The 16,372-nt window shown below is 71.7% G+C and carries 12 protein-coding genes; 4 read left to right on the top strand and 8 right to left on the bottom strand.

Annotated features, from left to right (window positions below):
- Positions 1 to 29: 29 nt before the first annotated feature.
- Both OG226_RS14415 and OG226_RS14420 read left to right on the top strand, forming a co-directional pair.
- Positions 30 to 1,448 carry an MFS transporter gene (locus OG226_RS14415; protein WP_329349176.1) on the top strand — a complete coding sequence of 473 codons (1,419 nt, stop codon included), beginning with the start codon at positions 30 to 32 and terminating at the stop codon, positions 1,446 to 1,448.
- A gap of 38 nt (positions 1,449 to 1,486) precedes the next feature.
- Complete coding sequence (locus OG226_RS14420) at positions 1,487 to 2,083, top strand: cysteine hydrolase family protein (protein ID WP_328677681.1); 597 nt, start codon at positions 1,487 to 1,489, stop codon at positions 2,081 to 2,083.
- Positions 2,084 to 2,114: 31 nt separating this feature from the next.
- Here OG226_RS14420 and OG226_RS14425 read toward each other — a convergent pair whose 3' ends face one another.
- From OG226_RS14425 to OG226_RS14440, 4 genes are all read right to left on the bottom strand, one after another.
- Complete coding sequence (locus OG226_RS14425) at positions 2,115 to 3,065, bottom strand: RNA polymerase sigma factor (protein ID WP_328677682.1); 951 nt, start codon at positions 3,063 to 3,065, stop codon at positions 2,115 to 2,117.
- 202 nt (positions 3,066 to 3,267) lie between these two features.
- Positions 3,268 to 4,683, bottom strand: coding sequence for a carotenoid oxygenase family protein (locus tag OG226_RS14430; RefSeq protein WP_328677684.1), 1,416 nt, complete (start codon positions 4,681 to 4,683; stop codon positions 3,268 to 3,270).
- A 95-nt stretch (positions 4,684 to 4,778) separates the two neighbouring features.
- The gene (locus OG226_RS14435) at positions 4,779 to 5,489 is read right to left on the bottom strand and encodes an alpha/beta fold hydrolase (RefSeq protein ID WP_328677687.1); all 711 of its coding nucleotides are present in this window, start codon (positions 5,487 to 5,489) and stop codon (positions 4,779 to 4,781) included.
- Between the two features lie 99 nt (positions 5,490 to 5,588).
- Complete coding sequence (locus OG226_RS14440; RefSeq protein ID WP_328677688.1) at positions 5,589 to 6,170, bottom strand: hypothetical protein; 582 nt, start codon at positions 6,168 to 6,170, stop codon at positions 5,589 to 5,591.
- 200 nt (positions 6,171 to 6,370) lie between these two features.
- On the opposite strand from OG226_RS14440, the gene OG226_RS14445 reads away from it, so the two are divergent.
- Both OG226_RS14445 and OG226_RS14450 read left to right on the top strand, forming a co-directional pair.
- Positions 6,371 to 7,066 (top strand): DUF998 domain-containing protein, encoded by a 696-nt coding sequence (locus OG226_RS14445; RefSeq protein WP_328677690.1) that lies wholly within the window; start codon positions 6,371 to 6,373, stop codon positions 7,064 to 7,066.
- On the top strand, positions 7,063 to 7,734 hold the full coding sequence (locus OG226_RS14450; RefSeq protein ID WP_328677691.1) for a TetR/AcrR family transcriptional regulator: 672 nt from the start codon (positions 7,063 to 7,065) through the stop codon (positions 7,732 to 7,734). Before OG226_RS14445 ends, OG226_RS14450 begins: the two co-directional genes overlap by 4 nt.
- A gap of 104 nt (positions 7,735 to 7,838) precedes the next feature.
- Here OG226_RS14450 and OG226_RS14455 read toward each other — a convergent pair whose 3' ends face one another.
- The 4 genes from OG226_RS14455 to OG226_RS14470 are packed head-to-tail and all read right to left on the bottom strand — an operon-like array spanning position 7,839 to position 16,262.
- Positions 7,839 to 9,113, bottom strand: coding sequence for a TIGR02679 family protein (locus OG226_RS14455; protein ID WP_328677693.1), 1,275 nt, complete (start codon positions 9,111 to 9,113; stop codon positions 7,839 to 7,841).
- Positions 9,110 to 13,321 (bottom strand): TIGR02680 family protein, encoded by a 4,212-nt coding sequence (locus OG226_RS14460; RefSeq protein WP_328677695.1) that lies wholly within the window; start codon positions 13,319 to 13,321, stop codon positions 9,110 to 9,112. Before OG226_RS14460 ends, OG226_RS14455 begins: the two co-directional genes overlap by 4 nt.
- 8 nt (positions 13,322 to 13,329) lie before the next feature.
- The gene (locus tag OG226_RS14465; RefSeq protein WP_328677697.1) at positions 13,330 to 14,577 is read right to left on the bottom strand and encodes a TIGR02678 family protein; all 1,248 of its coding nucleotides are present in this window, start codon (positions 14,575 to 14,577) and stop codon (positions 13,330 to 13,332) included.
- A complete protein-coding gene (locus OG226_RS14470) occupies positions 14,574 to 16,262 on the bottom strand; it encodes a TIGR02677 family protein (RefSeq protein WP_328677699.1) in 1,689 nt (562 codons plus the stop codon). The genes OG226_RS14465 and OG226_RS14470 overlap by 4 nt, the downstream gene beginning before the upstream one ends.
- Positions 16,263 to 16,372: the final 110 nt, after the last annotated feature.

The raw sequence follows: 16,372 nt of genomic DNA on the forward strand, positions 1-16,372 counted from the left end.
ACCGGGACCGTCCGCATGAGAAGCGGCATATGAGGACCGACACCGGCAAGGCCACCGGCCCGGCGCGCGACCTCGTGCGCAAGCCCTTCGCATGGACCTTCACGACCCCGCTCTATGTGGGCGCCGGGCTCAACCCGGTCAACAGCTCCATCATCGCGACCGCGCTGGTGCCGATCGCCACCGAACTGCATGTCGCGGTCGGCAGCACCGCCGTCCTCGTCTCCTCGCTCTACCTGGCCAGCGCCGTGGCACAGCCCACCGCCGGCAAGCTGGCGGAGGTGCTCGGCGCGCGCCGGGTCTTCCTCTTCGGAATCGTCCTGGTGCTGCTCGGCGGGGTCGTCGGCGGCCTCGGCCAGAACCTGGCGATGCTGACCGTGGCCCGGGTGCTGGTCGGCATCGGCACCTCGGCCGCGTTCCCCTGCGCGATGGTGCTGATCCGGCGCCGCGCCCAGGACGCCGGTCTCGACGCCCCGCCGGGCGGAGTGCTCGGCGGGATCGCGATCGCGGGCATGGCCACCGCCGCCGTCGGACCGCCGATCGGCGGGCTGCTGGTCGGCGCCGCGGGCTGGCGCTGGGCCTTCCTGATCAACATCCCGGTGACGCTGGCCGCGATGGTGATGGCCGTGCGCTGGCTGCCCGAGGACCCGCCGCTCGACCGCGCGGACAACGGTTTCCGCAGGGTCGCCGACCGGATCGACCTGCCCGGCATCCTCGGTTTCGCCGTGTCGATGACCGCGCTGGTCATCTTCCTGACGGGTCTCCCCCGCCTCGGGTGGACCGCACTCGCCGTCTTCGTGCCGGCCGCGGTGCCCACGGTGTGGTGGGAGCTGCGCAAGTCGGCACCGTTCTTCGACTTCCGCGGCCTCGCCGCCAACGGCGCCCTGAGCCGGACCTATCTGCGCCAGGCGCTCTCCCTGCTCGGCACCTACACCGTGATGTACGGCGTGACGCAGTGGATGGAGGCCGCGCACGGCTTCTCCACCGTGACGGCAGGACTCCTGCTGCTGCCGATGGGCGCCGTCTCCGCACTCCTCTCGCGCCCGCTCGCCCGCCGCAATCTGATCCGCGGCCCGCTGATCGTCTCGGCGGTGTCCATGCTGATCGGCTCGGCCGGGATCATGCTGCTCAGCTCGCACGGCCCGGCGATCACGATCGTGCTGGTGTCCCTGATCTTCGGCGTCGTCTCGGCGACCACCACCGTCGGCAACCAGACCGCCCTCTATCTGGAGGCGCCGCCGGACCAAATCGGCACCGCCTCCGGCCTGTTCAGGACCTTCGGCTACCTCGGGACGATCACCTCCGCCGTGATCGGCGGCATCGTCTTCCGCTCCGGCGTGACCGACCACGGCCTGCACGTCCTCGGCCTCGTCCTGGTCGGCGCGGGCCTCGCGGTCCTCCTGCTGACCGTCCTGGACCGCCGCCTGATGGGCCGCACCAAGACCACCTGACCGCACCTCAGCAAGAACCCCACCAAGGAGAACCTCGCGTGAGCACCCCCTCCCTCCCCACGATCACCCCCGAGCGCACGGCCCTGCTGGTCATGGACGTCCAGAACGGGATCGTCCCCATCGCCCCCGACTCCGACGCCCTCGTCGAGCGGGTCAAGGACACCATCGCCGAGGTCCGCGCGGCCGGCGGCACCATCGGCTACGTACGCGTCGCCTTCACCGAGGACGACTGGTCGGCGGTCCCGGACACCAACAAGTCCTTCAGCGCGGTCGCCGCGGCGAAGATGCTGCACCACGAGGACGACGCCACCCGGATCGACGCGCGGATCACGCCCGAAGACGGCGACATCGTCGTCCGCAAGATCCGCTACGGCTCGGGCTCGACCACCGATCTCCACGAGCAGTTGAGCGACCGCGGCATCGACACCCTGGTCCTCGCCGGGATCAGCACCAGCGGCGTGGTCCTTTCCACGGTCATCGACGCGGCCGACCGCGACTACCGCGTCCTCGTCCTGTCCGACGGCGTCGCCGACCCCGACGCCGAGACCCACCGGGTGCTGGTCGAGAAGGTGTTCCCGTCCCGGGCCCACGTCATCGACACCACGGTTCTACGGCAGTTGCTCCAGTCCGCCTGACGCGGCCGGCGCGCTCCGCCTGGCACAGGGCTCACGCCGGTGCCCCGGGCGGCGTCCCGGGGAAGACCACGCGGAGTTTCCGCACCCGCCCGCCCTGGCGGAACATCAGCCAGGCCAGGGTGGGCGGGCAGGGGTCGGGGATGCCGGCGGGGTTGACGACCTCCATCTCCCAGATGGCGATGTCCCGGCTGGCCACGACATGGCGCAGATGCTGGGTCACGCCCTTGTCCCGGGTGCTGCGCATCGCCGGGAAGGGGTGGCGGCGTTCGCCGTCCTTGTTGAGGACGCCGACGAGTTCGGTCTCCGCGGGCCACAACTCCAGGATCTCACTGGGCAGTTGGCCGCGCATGGCACCGTCCAGCGTGACCTCGGCCTCCTGCCGGCTGTCCTCGGTGAGCGCGGAGGCGTCGTCGTGGCCCTCCGTCGCCGTGGACAACAGCACCTTGGCCATTTTTGCCCGCGCCTGGTTGAGCCGGCTGCGCACGGTGCCGACCGGCACCTCGCAGACCTCGGCGATCTCCTGGTACGAGGTGATCCCGCTGAAGTGCCGCAGCATCAGCACCAGCCGCTGCTGCTGCGGCAGTTCCTCCACCGCGTCCCAGATCCAGTCCCGCATCGCGTGCTGCTCGACGACCCGCTCCGGGTGCGAGGGCTCGTCCTCCCGCACCCGCAACTGCTCCAGCGCGTCGAGACCGGGCACCTCCCGCACGGCCCGCAGCCGCATCCGGGCGGCGTTCCGCACGATCGCCCGCAACCACGCCCCCACGGCGGCAGGCTCCCGCACGTCACCGATCCGCCGCAGCGCGGTCAACGCGGCATCCTGTACGGCGTCCTCGGCGTCGGGGCCGTAGCCGAGCAGGCTCAACGCGACGGCACGCATCGGGGCTTGATGGCGCGTCAGCAACAGGCCCAGGGCATCGGACTCGCCGGCCTGGGCCCTGCGGGTGAGTTCCTCATCCGTGGGGTGGTCGAGGGGCACCATGAAGCCTCCATGCGCACACATCACAAGCCCTGGGCCACTCCGGGGAGTTGGGCTCATGCTCCGGGGACCCCACTTCTCCCACCCGCCGATGAACAGGAGATGGACCCCACGTGTCGGACCGAGGGGACCCTTGTCGAGGAAGATACGCCGCTACGGCTCCTCGCCGGGCCCCCTCGACCGGATCGGTCAACCCGCCCCCGTATCAGCCCTGTTCGGCCGACCCGGGCTCGGGCTCGGGGAGCCAGCTGCCGTGGAAGCCGGACGGGACCGGGTACGGCAGTTCCACGACCGCCTGCACGGAGAGGTCGCCGGCGTCGAGGACGAGGAGTTCACCGGCCGCGCCGTTGTCGTCCGAGACGAGCGACATGAGCCAGCCCGCGTCCTCGTCGGTGCCGTCGGACGCCGGTACGAAGACGGCCTCGCCGGAGTAGCGGCTGCCGGGCGTCTTGTGGACGTCCCCGGTCTGGCGCTCCAGGTCGTGCTTGGCGATGCCGTCGCCGTTGACCGTGTAGAGGTAGCGGTTCCGGCGCCCGGTGCGGGTCTCGTTATGGGTGGGGAACTCGGCCTCGCGGTCGTCCAGTTGGGTCTCGGTGACCCGGCCGGCCACCGGGTCCAGGGTCCACCGGTACAGGACGGAGGGGGCCTGGGTGTGGCCCGGTTCGCGCACCCCGACCTGGCCGTTCGGCACACCGGGGACGCTCGGCGCGCCCTGGCCGGTGGGTCCGCCGATGTCGCCCCAGACCTTCCGGAACCCGGCGTCGTCGTAGCGCACCGCGTCCAGCACCACACGACCCTGGGCGTCCTCGTAGGCGTTGCCCACATGGAAGACGTAGCAGGGGTCGACGTCGAACCAGCGCACGTCGGTGGAGCCGTGCTCGCGGGACATGATGCCGATCCGTGCGCCGTACGCGTCCGCCCACCGGTACGGCATGCCGCCGCGCCCGGCCAGGGTGTGGTCGAAGACGACGGGTAGGTCCATCCACACGATGTGGTTCTCGGTGATGGCGAAGTCGTGCATCATCGTCGGCCCGGGCACGTCGATCGGCCGGCTGTCGAGCAACTCGCCCTCCGGGGTGACCCGGTGGTAGGTGAGGTACGGCGGCGCGAACCCGGTGCCGAACAGGTGCAGTTCACCGGTGACCGGGTCCTCCTTGGGATGCGCGGTCATCGCGGTGGTCAGCTTGCCGCCGAAGTCGTACGGGCCGACGGTCTCCAGCTCCGGGGTGACCCAGTAGGGCAGGCCGACCTCGCACAGGGCGAGGACGGTGTCGGCGTGCCGGATCACATGGGTGTTGGCGGGCACGGCGGCGAGGTCGACGCTGAAGTCCTCGCGGACGAAGGGGTGACCCTCCAACTCCCTGGTCCTGACCCACCTGTTGCGGTACCACTCGGCACGGCCGCCGCGCAGCCGGATGCCGTGCAGCATGCCGGGGCCGGTGAACCAGTGGCCCCGGTCCTCGCCGGGCAGCGGGTTGGGGCCGTTGCGCAGATAGCGGCCGTCCAGGTCGGGCGGGAGGGTGCCCCGCACGGTGAGTTGGGCGGCGGTGTACTCCTCGGGGACCGGCGCGAAGCGGCCCTGGAGGTAGAGGGGAACAGGTGTGTCGGTCTCGTTCGTCATGCTGCTTTCCTTAAAGGTTTCGTGGCTCCACGCACCCGAACGCGCTTGCTCCGGGACGGAGTTGGCCGCGCGGCGGCGGAGAGGGTTCGGGCGGCTCAGGCGGTGGTGCCCGACGCCGCCTTCTTGATGAACGCGGCGACCTCGTCCGGCTTGGACACGTACACGGCGTGACTGCCGCCGGTCTCGGCGACGGTCGCGCCGGCCCGCTCGGCCATGAGGCGCTGGGCGGGCGGCGGGATCATGCGGTCGTCGGTCGCGACGAGGTAGTAGCTCGGCTTGGTCTGCCAGGCGGGCTCGGTGACCGCTCCCGCCAACGCCGCCACGCCCCACGGGACTTGGGAGTCCGCGAGGAACTGTGCGTCGTCGACGGGCAGGTCCCCGGCGAAGGACGCGGCGAACTTCTCCCGGTCGAGGAAGAGGAACCCGTCGACGGGCGGCAGGATCGGCGGAACGGGAGCGCCGGGTGGCGGGTCGGCGATGAGGGTGTTCACCGACTCGCCCTTGTCGGGCGCGAACGCCGTGATGTACACGAGCGCCGACACGTTCTCGTGGGTGCCGGCCTCGGTGATCACCGCGCCGCCGTAGGAGTGTCCGACGAGTACGGTCGGGCCGTCCTGGGCGTCGAGGACCCGTTTGGTCGTGGCGGCGTCGCCTTCGAGCGACAGCGTGGGGTTCTGGACGACGCTCACGCGGTAGCCGTCGGCGCGGAGCGCGTCGTGGACGCCCCGCCAGCCCGATCCGTCGACGAATCCGCCGTGTACGAGGACGACGTTCTTCGCCGCGCCTGCTTCCGGTGTGGTGCTCACGATGCGCCAGCTCCTTCGTGGGGTGGGTGTTCTGGTGCGGAGAGGTCCTGAAGGTTCTCGAAGTCGTGCGACAGGGACGGGAGTTGCCCGTCTCCGGGACTACGGAACGGCCGTCACCGGCGGCTGGGCCAGGGCCATGAGCCGGGCCTGGACCCGGGCGGGGTAGACCTTGGTGAAGATCGCGGGGCCGACGAGCCCGACGACGTGGGCGGTGATGCCCACCCAGGCCGGAGCGTCCACCGTGCCCGCGACGGCCAGGCTGACGGCGATGAAGGTGAAGCCGGCTCCCCAGGCGCTGGTGATGTAGTTGTTGACCTGGAGGAACCCCGGCGTGTCCCAGTACTCGCGGGGTGTCTGCCGCTTGGCGATCCCCAGCGTGAAGGGGCTCCAGACCACCAGGCTGCCCCACGCGGTGGCGGCCAGCCAGATGAACGAGATGACGTCGGTGTGGCCGGCCAGCGAGGAGTCCGGCCTGACCACGGAGACGGCGCCGATCACGACGAAGTACGCGAGAGTGCTGATCTCCAGGACGAGCGCGTCGAAGCCGACCCCGCGGCGACGGTCGTTCAGCATCATCAGCAGCCCCGTGACGAGACCGCCGAGCGCGCCCCAGCGCCAGTCGAAGGACGACAGGACGCCGGCGACGATCCAGGGGGCGAATCCGGGCAGATAAGCCAACATTGATTGTTTCCTCGGTGGATGGGAGTGGACGCCGACTAGATGCACGGCGGCCCTCGAAGTTCGAACCCTGCAATGTGATGCCGGTCACACGACTGGTGGGTACTCGCGACCGCTAAACGGATAGATCTATCCACTTAATGTAGGGTGGTGAGCATGACCTGCCGAGAGGACCGGTGATGGGAGTGGTGATGGGAGCTGTGATGGGAACCGAGATGTCCCGCAAGAAGTGGCTGTCGCCGGGGGCCGCCGTCCTGGTGCTGAACGCGGTGCAGTGGGTGGTGTCCGAGGCGGTCACCGCGGCCGCCTGGACCAGCCCCGCCTACAGCTACGCCACGAACTACATCAGCGACCTGGGTGTCACGGACTGCGGCACGAAGTTCCAGGACCGCGTCATCTGCTCACCGGATCACTCGCTGATGAACACGTCGTTCATCGTCCAGGGGATCCTGTTCGCCGCCGGGGTGATCCTGCTGGCGGTCCCACTGCTCACGGGCCGCGCGCGCCGTGTCGTCATCGCCCTGGCGGGCACGCACGCGGTGGGCTTCCTGCTGATCGGCCTGTTCCACGGCTCCGCGGACGGACCGGGCTACAGCCTGGGGCTGCACGTCGGGGGCGCGGCGGTCGCCATTCTGTGCGCGAACACGATCGTGATCATGGCGGGCTCGCTGAAGAGCCTCCAACTGCCGGGCGCGTACCGCGTGTTCAGCATCGCGGTCGGCACCCTGGGCCTCCTGAGCGAGGCGGGCGTGGGCGTCTCGACGAGCACGGCGGGCATCTTCGAGCGGGGCGGTGTGTACTCATGGCTGCTGTGGAGCGTCGTGACCGGCGTATCGATCCTCGTCCGGCAGACGCGCCGGGCCGCCGAGCCGAAGATGCCGGAGAATGTCCCGGCGTGAGCCCGGAAACCCCACCCCAACGCCCGCTGCGAGCGGACGCGGAACGAAACCGCCGCCTGATCATGACGACGGCCGACCGCCTGTTCGCCCGGCGGGGGGCCACGGTCCCCCTCAACGAGATCGCCCGCGAGGCCGGGATCGGCGTAGGCACGGTCTACCGCCGCTTCCCGGACCTCCAGTCCCTGGTGGACGCCCTGTTCACGGAACGCTTCACGCTGTTCCTGAACCTGGCGACCACGGCCGCGGAACTCCCGGACCCGGCCCGGGCCCTACGGCACTACCTGCTGGCGGCGGCCCGGTGGCGCTCCGAGGACCGCGCCCTGGAGGTCGTCCTGGCCAACGCGAGTGTCGACACGGGCCCGGTCGCCCGCACCCGCGACCAACTCGGCCGCCTCGTCGACGGCCTCGCCGAACGGGCGGTGGCCGCCGGCGCCGTCCGCAAGGACTTCGCCAGCGCCGACGTGTACGCCTTCCTGAACATGATCGGCGCGGTCGCGGACCGCACGCACCACGTGGCGCCGGATGCCTGGCGGCGGTATGCGGAGGTGTTGATGGTGGGGTTCGGGCTGGAGGGGGCGACGGCGGACGGTACGTCGGCGTTGACCGACGAGCAGCTGTTGGAGAGTTGGCCGAAGCCGTCGGGCGAGCAGCCGGGGGCAGGCGGCTGAGGGTGCGGCACAGTGGCCCATCGATGGCGTCGCAGCGCGGACGTCGGCCACACCCTGTCCGCGCGCGCTGAGCGGCAACGGTGCCCGGCACGTAAGGACGCACTTCAACGAGCCTGCGTCTCCAAGTCCGCAAGCAGGTCGTCGAGCACCGCCTCTTCTTCGACGCGAACACCCCGTTCGGCGAGAGCGACGGCCAGGGCCGGATCCCACGGAGTCGCGGCGGGCGAACCCGTCAGCGCCGGGGCCTCGGCCATCTCGGCCGCCGCCGCCCGATAGTGGGCCGCCGTGTAGCGCCACGGCCGCCACGGGACGCTTCGCCGCAGCGTCACGGCGATACGCGCACCACCCCAGTCGAAGTCACCGTGATAGAGCAGGTCGGTTCCCTGGGCGGAGAGACCTCGCAGCAGGGTGAGCGCGGCGGCCGAGGGTTGCCCCTGGAGGCACACCATGGGCGGACAGGCCGGGCCGAAGGCGTCGGCGGCGGCGGACAGTACCGCCGGGTTCTCACACACGTGGACGGTTCCCCTCGTCGTGCTGACGGGAACCGGTGTGCGGCGGGTGAGGAAGCGCAGCGTCAGGACCGCGGGCTCACCGGAATCGGCCATCCAGTCCAGGGAGGGGGTGCCCCGGAGGTTGAGGGACAGGACGGTCGATGACACGTCGTCCTTGAGCAGACCCGCCGACGCCCAGGCTTCGCGTCGCCATTCGGCACCCTCACCGTCGGGGAACGCCGTGAGGCAGCGCAGTCCCGACAGAACGAGGGCGGCGAGCGGTGTCCCTTCGTCCAGGGCATGGGCGTTCGAAAGATGCCGAGCGGCGAAGGTCGCCCGTGACGTCGGCGGTACGGCGGGCAGCGAGCGCAGCGCACGTACGGCGGCCTCCACCATGGGTCCGGCGGCTTCCGGTGTGCGGGCGAGTCGTCGTACGAGACCGTCCTTGCGTATCCGCTCCGCCCAGTCGGCCAGCGCGGCGTCAAGGGTGCCGAGCGGGGCGTACGCCTTCTCCCACGCACGTTGCTGGCTGTCCCGCGCCTCGGCGCGCAGAGTGACGGGGCCGGTGAGTGCCACCACCGCGGCGGCCAGCCCCTCTCCGCTGACACCGGAGCGGCGCAGGATCGCGTCCACCGTGTCGAGGCGGACGGTGAGGGAGCGACCCGCACGCGGTGCCCGGCCCAACAGGCTTTCCGCGGCCAGGCGTTGGGATTCGTCCGGGGTGGCCAGGGTGACCGGACCGGTGAGCGGCCGGTCGTGTGACAGCCGCTGCCGAACACGCTCCACGAGCCAGGCGAGGCCCGGGTCACCGAGCAACCGGCCGAGGCGTTCGGCGTCGATCTGTTCGCCGGCCCGCGGTGTCGCGGACGGAGTCACCGGAGGATTCATGTCCACAGGGACTCCTGTTCGCCGATGTCGTCGGCGGCGGCAGCGGCTCCCGGCCCGGCGGACGGACGCTCGGTCCAACCGGCCGTCTCGTCAAGGCCGTTGCCCTGGCCCGGCACCGTCATCGCCTCCACGGGTCCGCCCGGCTCTGTGCCCCGCCGTCGGTCACTGCCGTCCCACTCCCACCGGGTCACCAGGACGGCGGCGATGTCGTCGACGCGGGAGAGCTGCGCGATGGCGATGCCGGGGACCTGCGGGTAGCAGGCCCATTCCCGTTCGCTGGTCATCACGACGTCGAGGTCGAACGCCCGTAGCAGACCGAGACACTTGGCACGGGAGTCGTCGTCCACTCCGGCGAACGCCTCGTCCAGGGTGACCAGGCGTGGGGCGTAGGCGCCACCCGCGCTCGCGTAGTGGGAGGAAGCGGCGGCGAAGAGGGGTACGGACGCGGCCAGCACCCGTTCACCGCCCGAGGCGGGCCCCGCGGCCGGTACCCACTTGCCGTGCTGGTGCCGTTCGACGCCGAACTCGTGCCAGGCCCGGTAGTCGAGGGCCGCGGTGAGGTCCTCCAGCCAGCTGCCGGCACTGTCGTCGGCCTGTCGGCGCGCGATCTGCTCCTGGAGGAACGCGCCGACCGCGGCCCTGTCCTCGGGCGACCATGCATCGGCGGACTGCCGCAGCCGGTCACGGGCCTGCGCCAGCCCTTGCGGGGCCCGGCGGGAGGCTCGCCACACCAGCCGCAGTTTCATGCCGGTCGAGGTCGGGCGCTCCTCCAGTTCCCTGTTCATGGCACGCACCTGTCGTTCGGCGGCGCCGATCAACTCCTGGAGCGTGCCGGCGACTTCGGTGATCAGGTGGGTCTGGAGGATCTCGCGCTCGTGCGCGGACAGGATGCGGGTCAGTTCGGCGACCTCGGTGGCGAGGGCCGCGGCGAGTTCGGGGACCGCCCGTTCACGGCCCTGGTAGACGATGTCGACCCGCATGCCGTCCTCACTCGGACGGGCGGTGGCGGTGTGGCCGTGGCGGGAGAGCGCGTCCTGCAGTCTGCCGAACTCCTCGCTCAGCCGCTTCTGTACGCGTTCCCAGGCCGCGTCCGAGTCGTCGGTGGAGGAGAGCCGGGACTCGATGGCGCGAGCGAGGTTCACGGCGGGGGTGGCCGCCCAGGTGCCGCCGTCGCTGTCCGGCACGACAGCATCGGGAAGAGCGACGGCCAGCAGTCCCGTCGAGACGAACCGCTGGAGAGCCACGACGGCTCGCTCGCGGGCGGCGGTCGCGTCGGTGACATCCTCGCCGAGTCGCTCGATGCGCCCCTCGGCGTGGCTCGCGCGCCGGTCCGCGTCGCCGAAGTCCGTTCGGGCGCGCTGCTGTTCGCCCTCGCAGTCGCGTATGGCCACCGCTGTCTCCTCCAGCCGGCGCTGGAGTTCGGCGACGGCCGCTCCTACGGTGGAGCGGAGTGTCGTGAGGCGTTCGTCCGCGGCGGCGGCGAGGCGGACGGCTTCTGTCGTGCGCTCCGCGAGTTCGACGACGAGGAGTTCGGCCCGGCCGGTCTCCGCCTCTTCTCCGGTGACCGCGTGCTCGGCCTCCGCGCGCTCACGCAGGGCCGGCCACAGCGCCGCGAGGAACGCGGTGTGGTCGGCGAGCGCCTGGCGCACGGATGCCAGTCCGGGCCGGTCGGCGGGGAGGTTCATGTCGGCCGCCGCCTCGTCGAGTTCGGCTGCCGCACGGTCGGCGTCCCCTGCCGCCCTGGCCAGTTCCGCGCCCCGGTCACTCTGCCGGGTACGAGCCCGGTGCGCCGCGTCCACCGCGGCGGTGACGCGCGCGTGGGCACGGCGCAGGTCGTCGTCGCCCGGTACCGCGGCGAGTTCGGCGTCGAGCACGCCACGACGCCCGGCCACCGCACGTGACTCATCGGCCAGTCGCTCCCGCTCCGCCTCCAACGCGCCGAGTTCGGCGCGCAGTTCGCTGATCCGGGCACGGCGTGCCTTTTCCCGTGCGCCCTCGCCCACGTACTGGGCACTGTCCTTGGCCCAGCTTCCGGTCAGCGCGCCGACGCGGTAACTCCCGTCCGTGGACACCCAGGTGTCGTCGGTGCTCTCGACCGCCCAGGAAGCGTCTTCGGGCGTGTCACCGTTCTTTCCCGCCAGCCCGATCGCGGCGAGCAGACGCCCGACCGTCTGCTCCCCCACGGCGGCGGCCCCCACGTCCGCGTGATTGACGGCCGCACACAGTGCGCGGTCGAGGCCGCCTCTGCCGGGCGGGCCCACGGGGTCGAGCAGCACGTCGTGGCCGTCCGCCGCCACCGCGGAGCCGTCCGGCCGCACCCAGGCGTCGAGGAGCCCGGACGCCTCCAGCGCGGCTTCCAGTCCCGCGCGTTCGGCCTCGGTGACGTGGGGGCGGAAGTCGACGAGCCTCCAGAGCGGCGCGCCGAGACCTCGGTCCCGGACATCGGAGGTGCGGGTGTACGGAGCAGACGGGCCCCGCTGGCCGCCCGTTTCGAGAGCGGTCAACTCCCCCGCCGCCAGCCGCTGCCGTTCCGCCCTTGCCGCCTCGCCGTAAGCCAGAGCGGCTGCCCGGTCGGCCAGTCGGGAAGCGAGAATGCGATGGATTGCGGCCGCCGCCGTGCGTGCCGGGTGAGGGCCGTCGAGACCGCTCACCCAGTCCTGCACCGCGTCGAGGATCCCCGGCAGCCCGGGCACCCGCAACTCCACGCAGCCGGAGAGGTGTTCCTTCACCGCCATGACCAGTGCACGTCCCGCCTCGGAGACGTCCTCCTCGGCCTCGGCCAGCCGCTCCCCGCTGTGCACGACCTCCTCGTCGGCCTCGTCGGCGCGCAGTCGGGCGGTCCTGCGCACCTCCTCGGTCCGCTCGGCCCGCGTGGCGAGTTCCTCCACATGCCCCACGGCGCGCCGTCTGCGGGCCGTCGCCTCGTCGGCCTCCCGGCGCAGGACCGCGTCGGGGGCTCCCTGCGTCCGGGGAATGTCGAGCCGGGCTGCCGCGGCACTCTCCGCCACGCGGCCCTGGCCGATGTCCAACGCCTCCTGCGCGGCGGTGAGTCGATCGCCCGCGGTGGCGAGCCGGCCGAGGGCTCGGGTATGTGCCTCCGACGCCGTCCGGCGGTCCGCCTCGGCACGCGTCGCCTCCCCCGCCGTGCGAGAGGCCTCGACCGCCGCCCGGTCGAGTTCGCGGGCGTCGCGCATCTCCGGCCCGGTCCGCAGCGCGGCGTCCTGGGCGCTCAGTCGCGCGGCCCGCTCGTCGAGCGCGACCGCCCTCTCCTGGGCCTCCTTCCGGTCCGTCACGGCCTGTTCCCGGTCACCCTGCGCGGTGAGCAGTTCGCGCTGGAGGTGTTCGTAGCGGGCGTGTTCGCTGCGGGGCAGGCGGGCCCTGCGGCGGGAGGCGATGCGGGCGTAGCGCCGGTAGTGGTCGAGGAATCCCGATGACGCCTGCTCGGCCTCGCGCGCCGCGCGCAGTTCCTCCTTCTCCTCGTCCAGCGACCTGAACGCCTCCGCCGCGTCGGCGATGACCGCCTGGTCCATCGGCGGCAGCGCCTCCGTCAACGCCCTGGACAGGGCAGCCTCGTTGGGGCGCTTGGACAGCTGCGGCTGGCGCAGTTGGATCAGGAGGTCGACGAGTGCCGCGTACCGCCGCTCGCCAAGGCCGAAGAGCGCCTCGTCAACGGCCCTGCGATACGTCTTCGCGGTGTCGTAGACCATGCCGCGGCCACCGACCGCCTCCGCGAGACGGTCCCGGGACAGGGCCGTACCGGTGGCGTCCAACAGGTCGAGTCCGGCGCCGATCCGCTGGTCCGTCAGCGCGAACCAGTGGCGGGCGATGCCTCGTCCGGCGACCGCCTTCAGCCCGCAGAGCAGCGTACGGAAGTGCTGCTCGCCCGTGGCCCCGTCGAGCCGTCCGAACTCGATCCAGGTGTAGCCGAGCCGTTCCGGATGCGGGTGTTCACCGCCCAGGAGCAGATTCCACTCCATCCGCTTGCCCGGGTCACCGTCGGGCTCGACGCGACGTGCGGAGAGATCCCCGTCCAGCAGGAACGGCAGGGTGAGAGCGAGCACCTTCGACTTGCCGGTGCCGTTGTTGCCGCGCAGCAGCAACCGGCCGTCGCGGAACCAGAACTCCTCGACGTCGTAGTGGAACAGGTCGACGAGCCCGACCCGCAGGGGCCGCCACCGCCCGGGGGCTGGACTGGGGAGCGCGGTCACCGCGTGGTTCACCTTTCGTCCGTCACGATCGTGTCCGGCGGCGTGGCCGGATGGTGGGCTACTCCCGGTTCCCCGACGACGGGCTCACCGACCGCGTAACGCGCGAGAGCCGGTCGTGGCAGCACACCACGCTTCGTGCGCAGGGCGAGCCCCAGCGCCACCAGCTTGGCCAGCGCCTGCTCCACGAGTTCGGGCTCCGCTCCCGGCTCTCGCGCCGACTTCGACCAGAAACCACCGTGTTCCAGGGCCAGTTCACGCACTCGGGATTCCAACTCCGCCGACTCGACAGGCCGGGCGGCTCGCGCCAGGTGTCCCGCGAGCAGCAAGGTGATGTGACCGTGGGTGCCCTGTTCCGGCATGCGTACGTCGGTGAGGTCGTCCAACGGGTCGACCATGGCGACGCCTTCGGCCCGCACCTCGGCGACCAGTCCGGTGAGTTCACCGATGCGCGCGGTGATGAAGCCGCGTTGCCGGGTGAGGTAGCCCAGTTCGTCGTCGGTCAGGTCGTCGTAGTAGAGCACCGGGTCGTCGAGGAGACGGCGGGTCAGCTTCCAGCGGATCGCGCGGAACCTGAGCTCGTCGCTGTCGAGGGCGGTCTGCGCCGTCATCTCCACCAGGCGTTCCTCGAAGTCCCGGGACTCGACCATGGAGGGGCCGCGCCGGGCCGTCGGCATCCCGGCCAGCACGCGCCGCCGCACGTCGTACAGCACATCTCCCGATCCGCTGACGTACGCCTCCTCGTCGCCGGCCACCCGTCGCAGCACCCCGAGCCGCAGCAGCAGTCGTACGACGGCCGCGAGGTCGAGGCGCTCGTCGCGCCGCTCCAGGGTGAACGTGATCCCGGCGGCGACGAGTTCGGGATCGGCCGCGGCCAGGACGACCTGTTCGGCGAGACGTCCGAGTGCCACCTGCGACTCGCCCCGCTCCAGCGCGGCCAGCGTCAGACACAGCAGGACATAGCGGCGGCGCGTGAAGGGCAGCGCGGTCCGGGCGGCCTCGCGGGCCGGGTGCGTGGCGTCGGTGAGGGTGCCGGGTGTCTTGCGCAGCCGTGCCGCGTCGGAGTCCGTGCGCAGGGTCCAGCCGACGTTGCGCTCGAACCACTCCCGCAGTTCGGCGGTGTGCCGGCGCACCAGCCGGAACTCGTCGGCGTACGGCCCGTCAGCGGTGAGCAGCGGCTCCTTCAGCAGGGCACGCGCGGCCCGTTGGAGGTCGGCCCCACGCTGGCCGTCCAGCACCTCGGCCAGCGGGCCGGTCATCTGTCCTCCGTCAACTGTCGCGAGGCTGGGGAAGGTTGGAAGGCTGTGCCCTGCCGGGGGACGGACCCGGTCCCGTTCCGTGTGCCCGACTCGGCCGGTACGTAGGACAACGGTCCGGCGGGCGCGTCGGCCTCGCCGCCCTCTCCCGCCGTGAGGTCGACGATGTCGATCACGTGGTCGGGTCCCATGAACACCCCGTCGGGCGTGCGCACTTCGGCCGCCGAGCCGTCGCCGAGCGCGGTCAGCCGGATCTCCATCGAGCCGTCCCCGCTGGTGGCCACGGTGGTCGTCATGCCCGGCCGCCAGCCTGCGAGGGCGTCACCGAGCAGGCGCAGGAACAACTGGAAGGCGAGCGGGTCGAGTTCGCCCAGGCGGGAGAGCCGCACCGGCCCGCCTGTCGCAAGACGGTCCCGTGCCTCTCTGGCCTGCCCCGCCTGCTGTGCGGCGATCTCGGCGAGCCTGCGCTTCGCCTCGCCCCGGTCCGCCACCCTGCGCGGCTTGCCGCGTCGTTCGTAACTGCCGGTACGGCGCAGCTGAGGACTGATCCGCAGCGGTCGCGCCTCACCCCACGGGGTCGCGGCCGGCTCCGGCCCGGCCGCCCGTTCGGCGAGGGTGTCGGCGTCGACGGTGAGATGCCGGGAGGAGTACAGCCCGAACGCCACCCGCCACAGCCTGTGCCGCGTCTCGTCGTCCGGCGCCTGGGCGAACCAGCGCGCCAGCACCCGGAAGTCGGCCGAGCGATCGGAACGCCCGGCCCGTCGCTCGTTCAACTGCCGAACGACAGCAAGTAGTTGAGGAATCGACCCGAGCGCCCGCCCACGAAGCAGCCTGGCCTGCGACTCACGCCCCTCCGCCGACACGAACCACTGGGCGAGCCCGGACCACCGGGCGGCCCACCTCTCGTACGCCACGGTCTCCGCGTGCTCGGCATCCTCGGGCGCGGCGTCGGCCGCCTCGCGGGCGGCGGCAAGTCGCAGCATCGGCCCGGCCCTGCCCTGTTCCTCCAACTCCCCGATCAGCAGGGCGATCCGGCCACCGAGCGTGATGAGGTCCTGGATGAACCGCTCCAGGTACTGGATCAGCCGGTCCTTGTACGCGAGGAACGCCTCCACCTCGATGTCGTGCAGGTCGATGGTGCGCTGAAGCGACCCCATGAAGGCACGGGCGTTGTCGGCGAGGTCGGTGAAACGTGCGGTCAGGACAGCCAGGGCGAGGTACGCCTTGGCCGGGTCCGGCTCGTCCTCCGAAGCGATCACGAGCAGCGCCCGCAACTGCGTGACGATGTCGTGCAGGGCGACCGCCTGGAGCTCGCCGCGCCGCCCCAACACCTCGTCGTACGTCCCCAGCGCCGCCTCGGCCGCCTCGCCGGCCCGCGTGAGCTGGTAGATGAACCGCTTACGGTAGAAGTCCTCGACCGCGGTCACCCGCGCGGTGTCCGGATCGGCCCGCAGATTCCCCCACGCGACAAGGCTGTCCAGCGCCTTCACCACCGCCTCGACATCGGCCGGCCTGGTCCCCGCGTCCAGCACGGCATACACGTCCTCCGGCCGCAGATGCACCGCGAACCGCTCCTTGGCGACGAGAAAGGCGTGCATCACCTGGCGGTAGAGGGCTGCGTTCGGGACGGTCAGGTGGGCAAAGGGGGCGTAGTCGACGGGGTCCGGGCCGGGAGTCTGGGCAGTCATCGTCGGTCCATCCTCCCCGACGGGCATCGCTTGCCACGTGTGATGTCTGATTTTCGCCCGTCTTGGCGAAGTGGAGAGATCGTCGGGACAGCATGCATGCGGGCCACACG

Source organism: Streptomyces sp. NBC_01261, from assembly GCF_036226385.1.
In the GTDB taxonomy this organism is placed as follows: domain Bacteria; phylum Actinomycetota; class Actinomycetes; order Streptomycetales; family Streptomycetaceae; genus Streptomyces.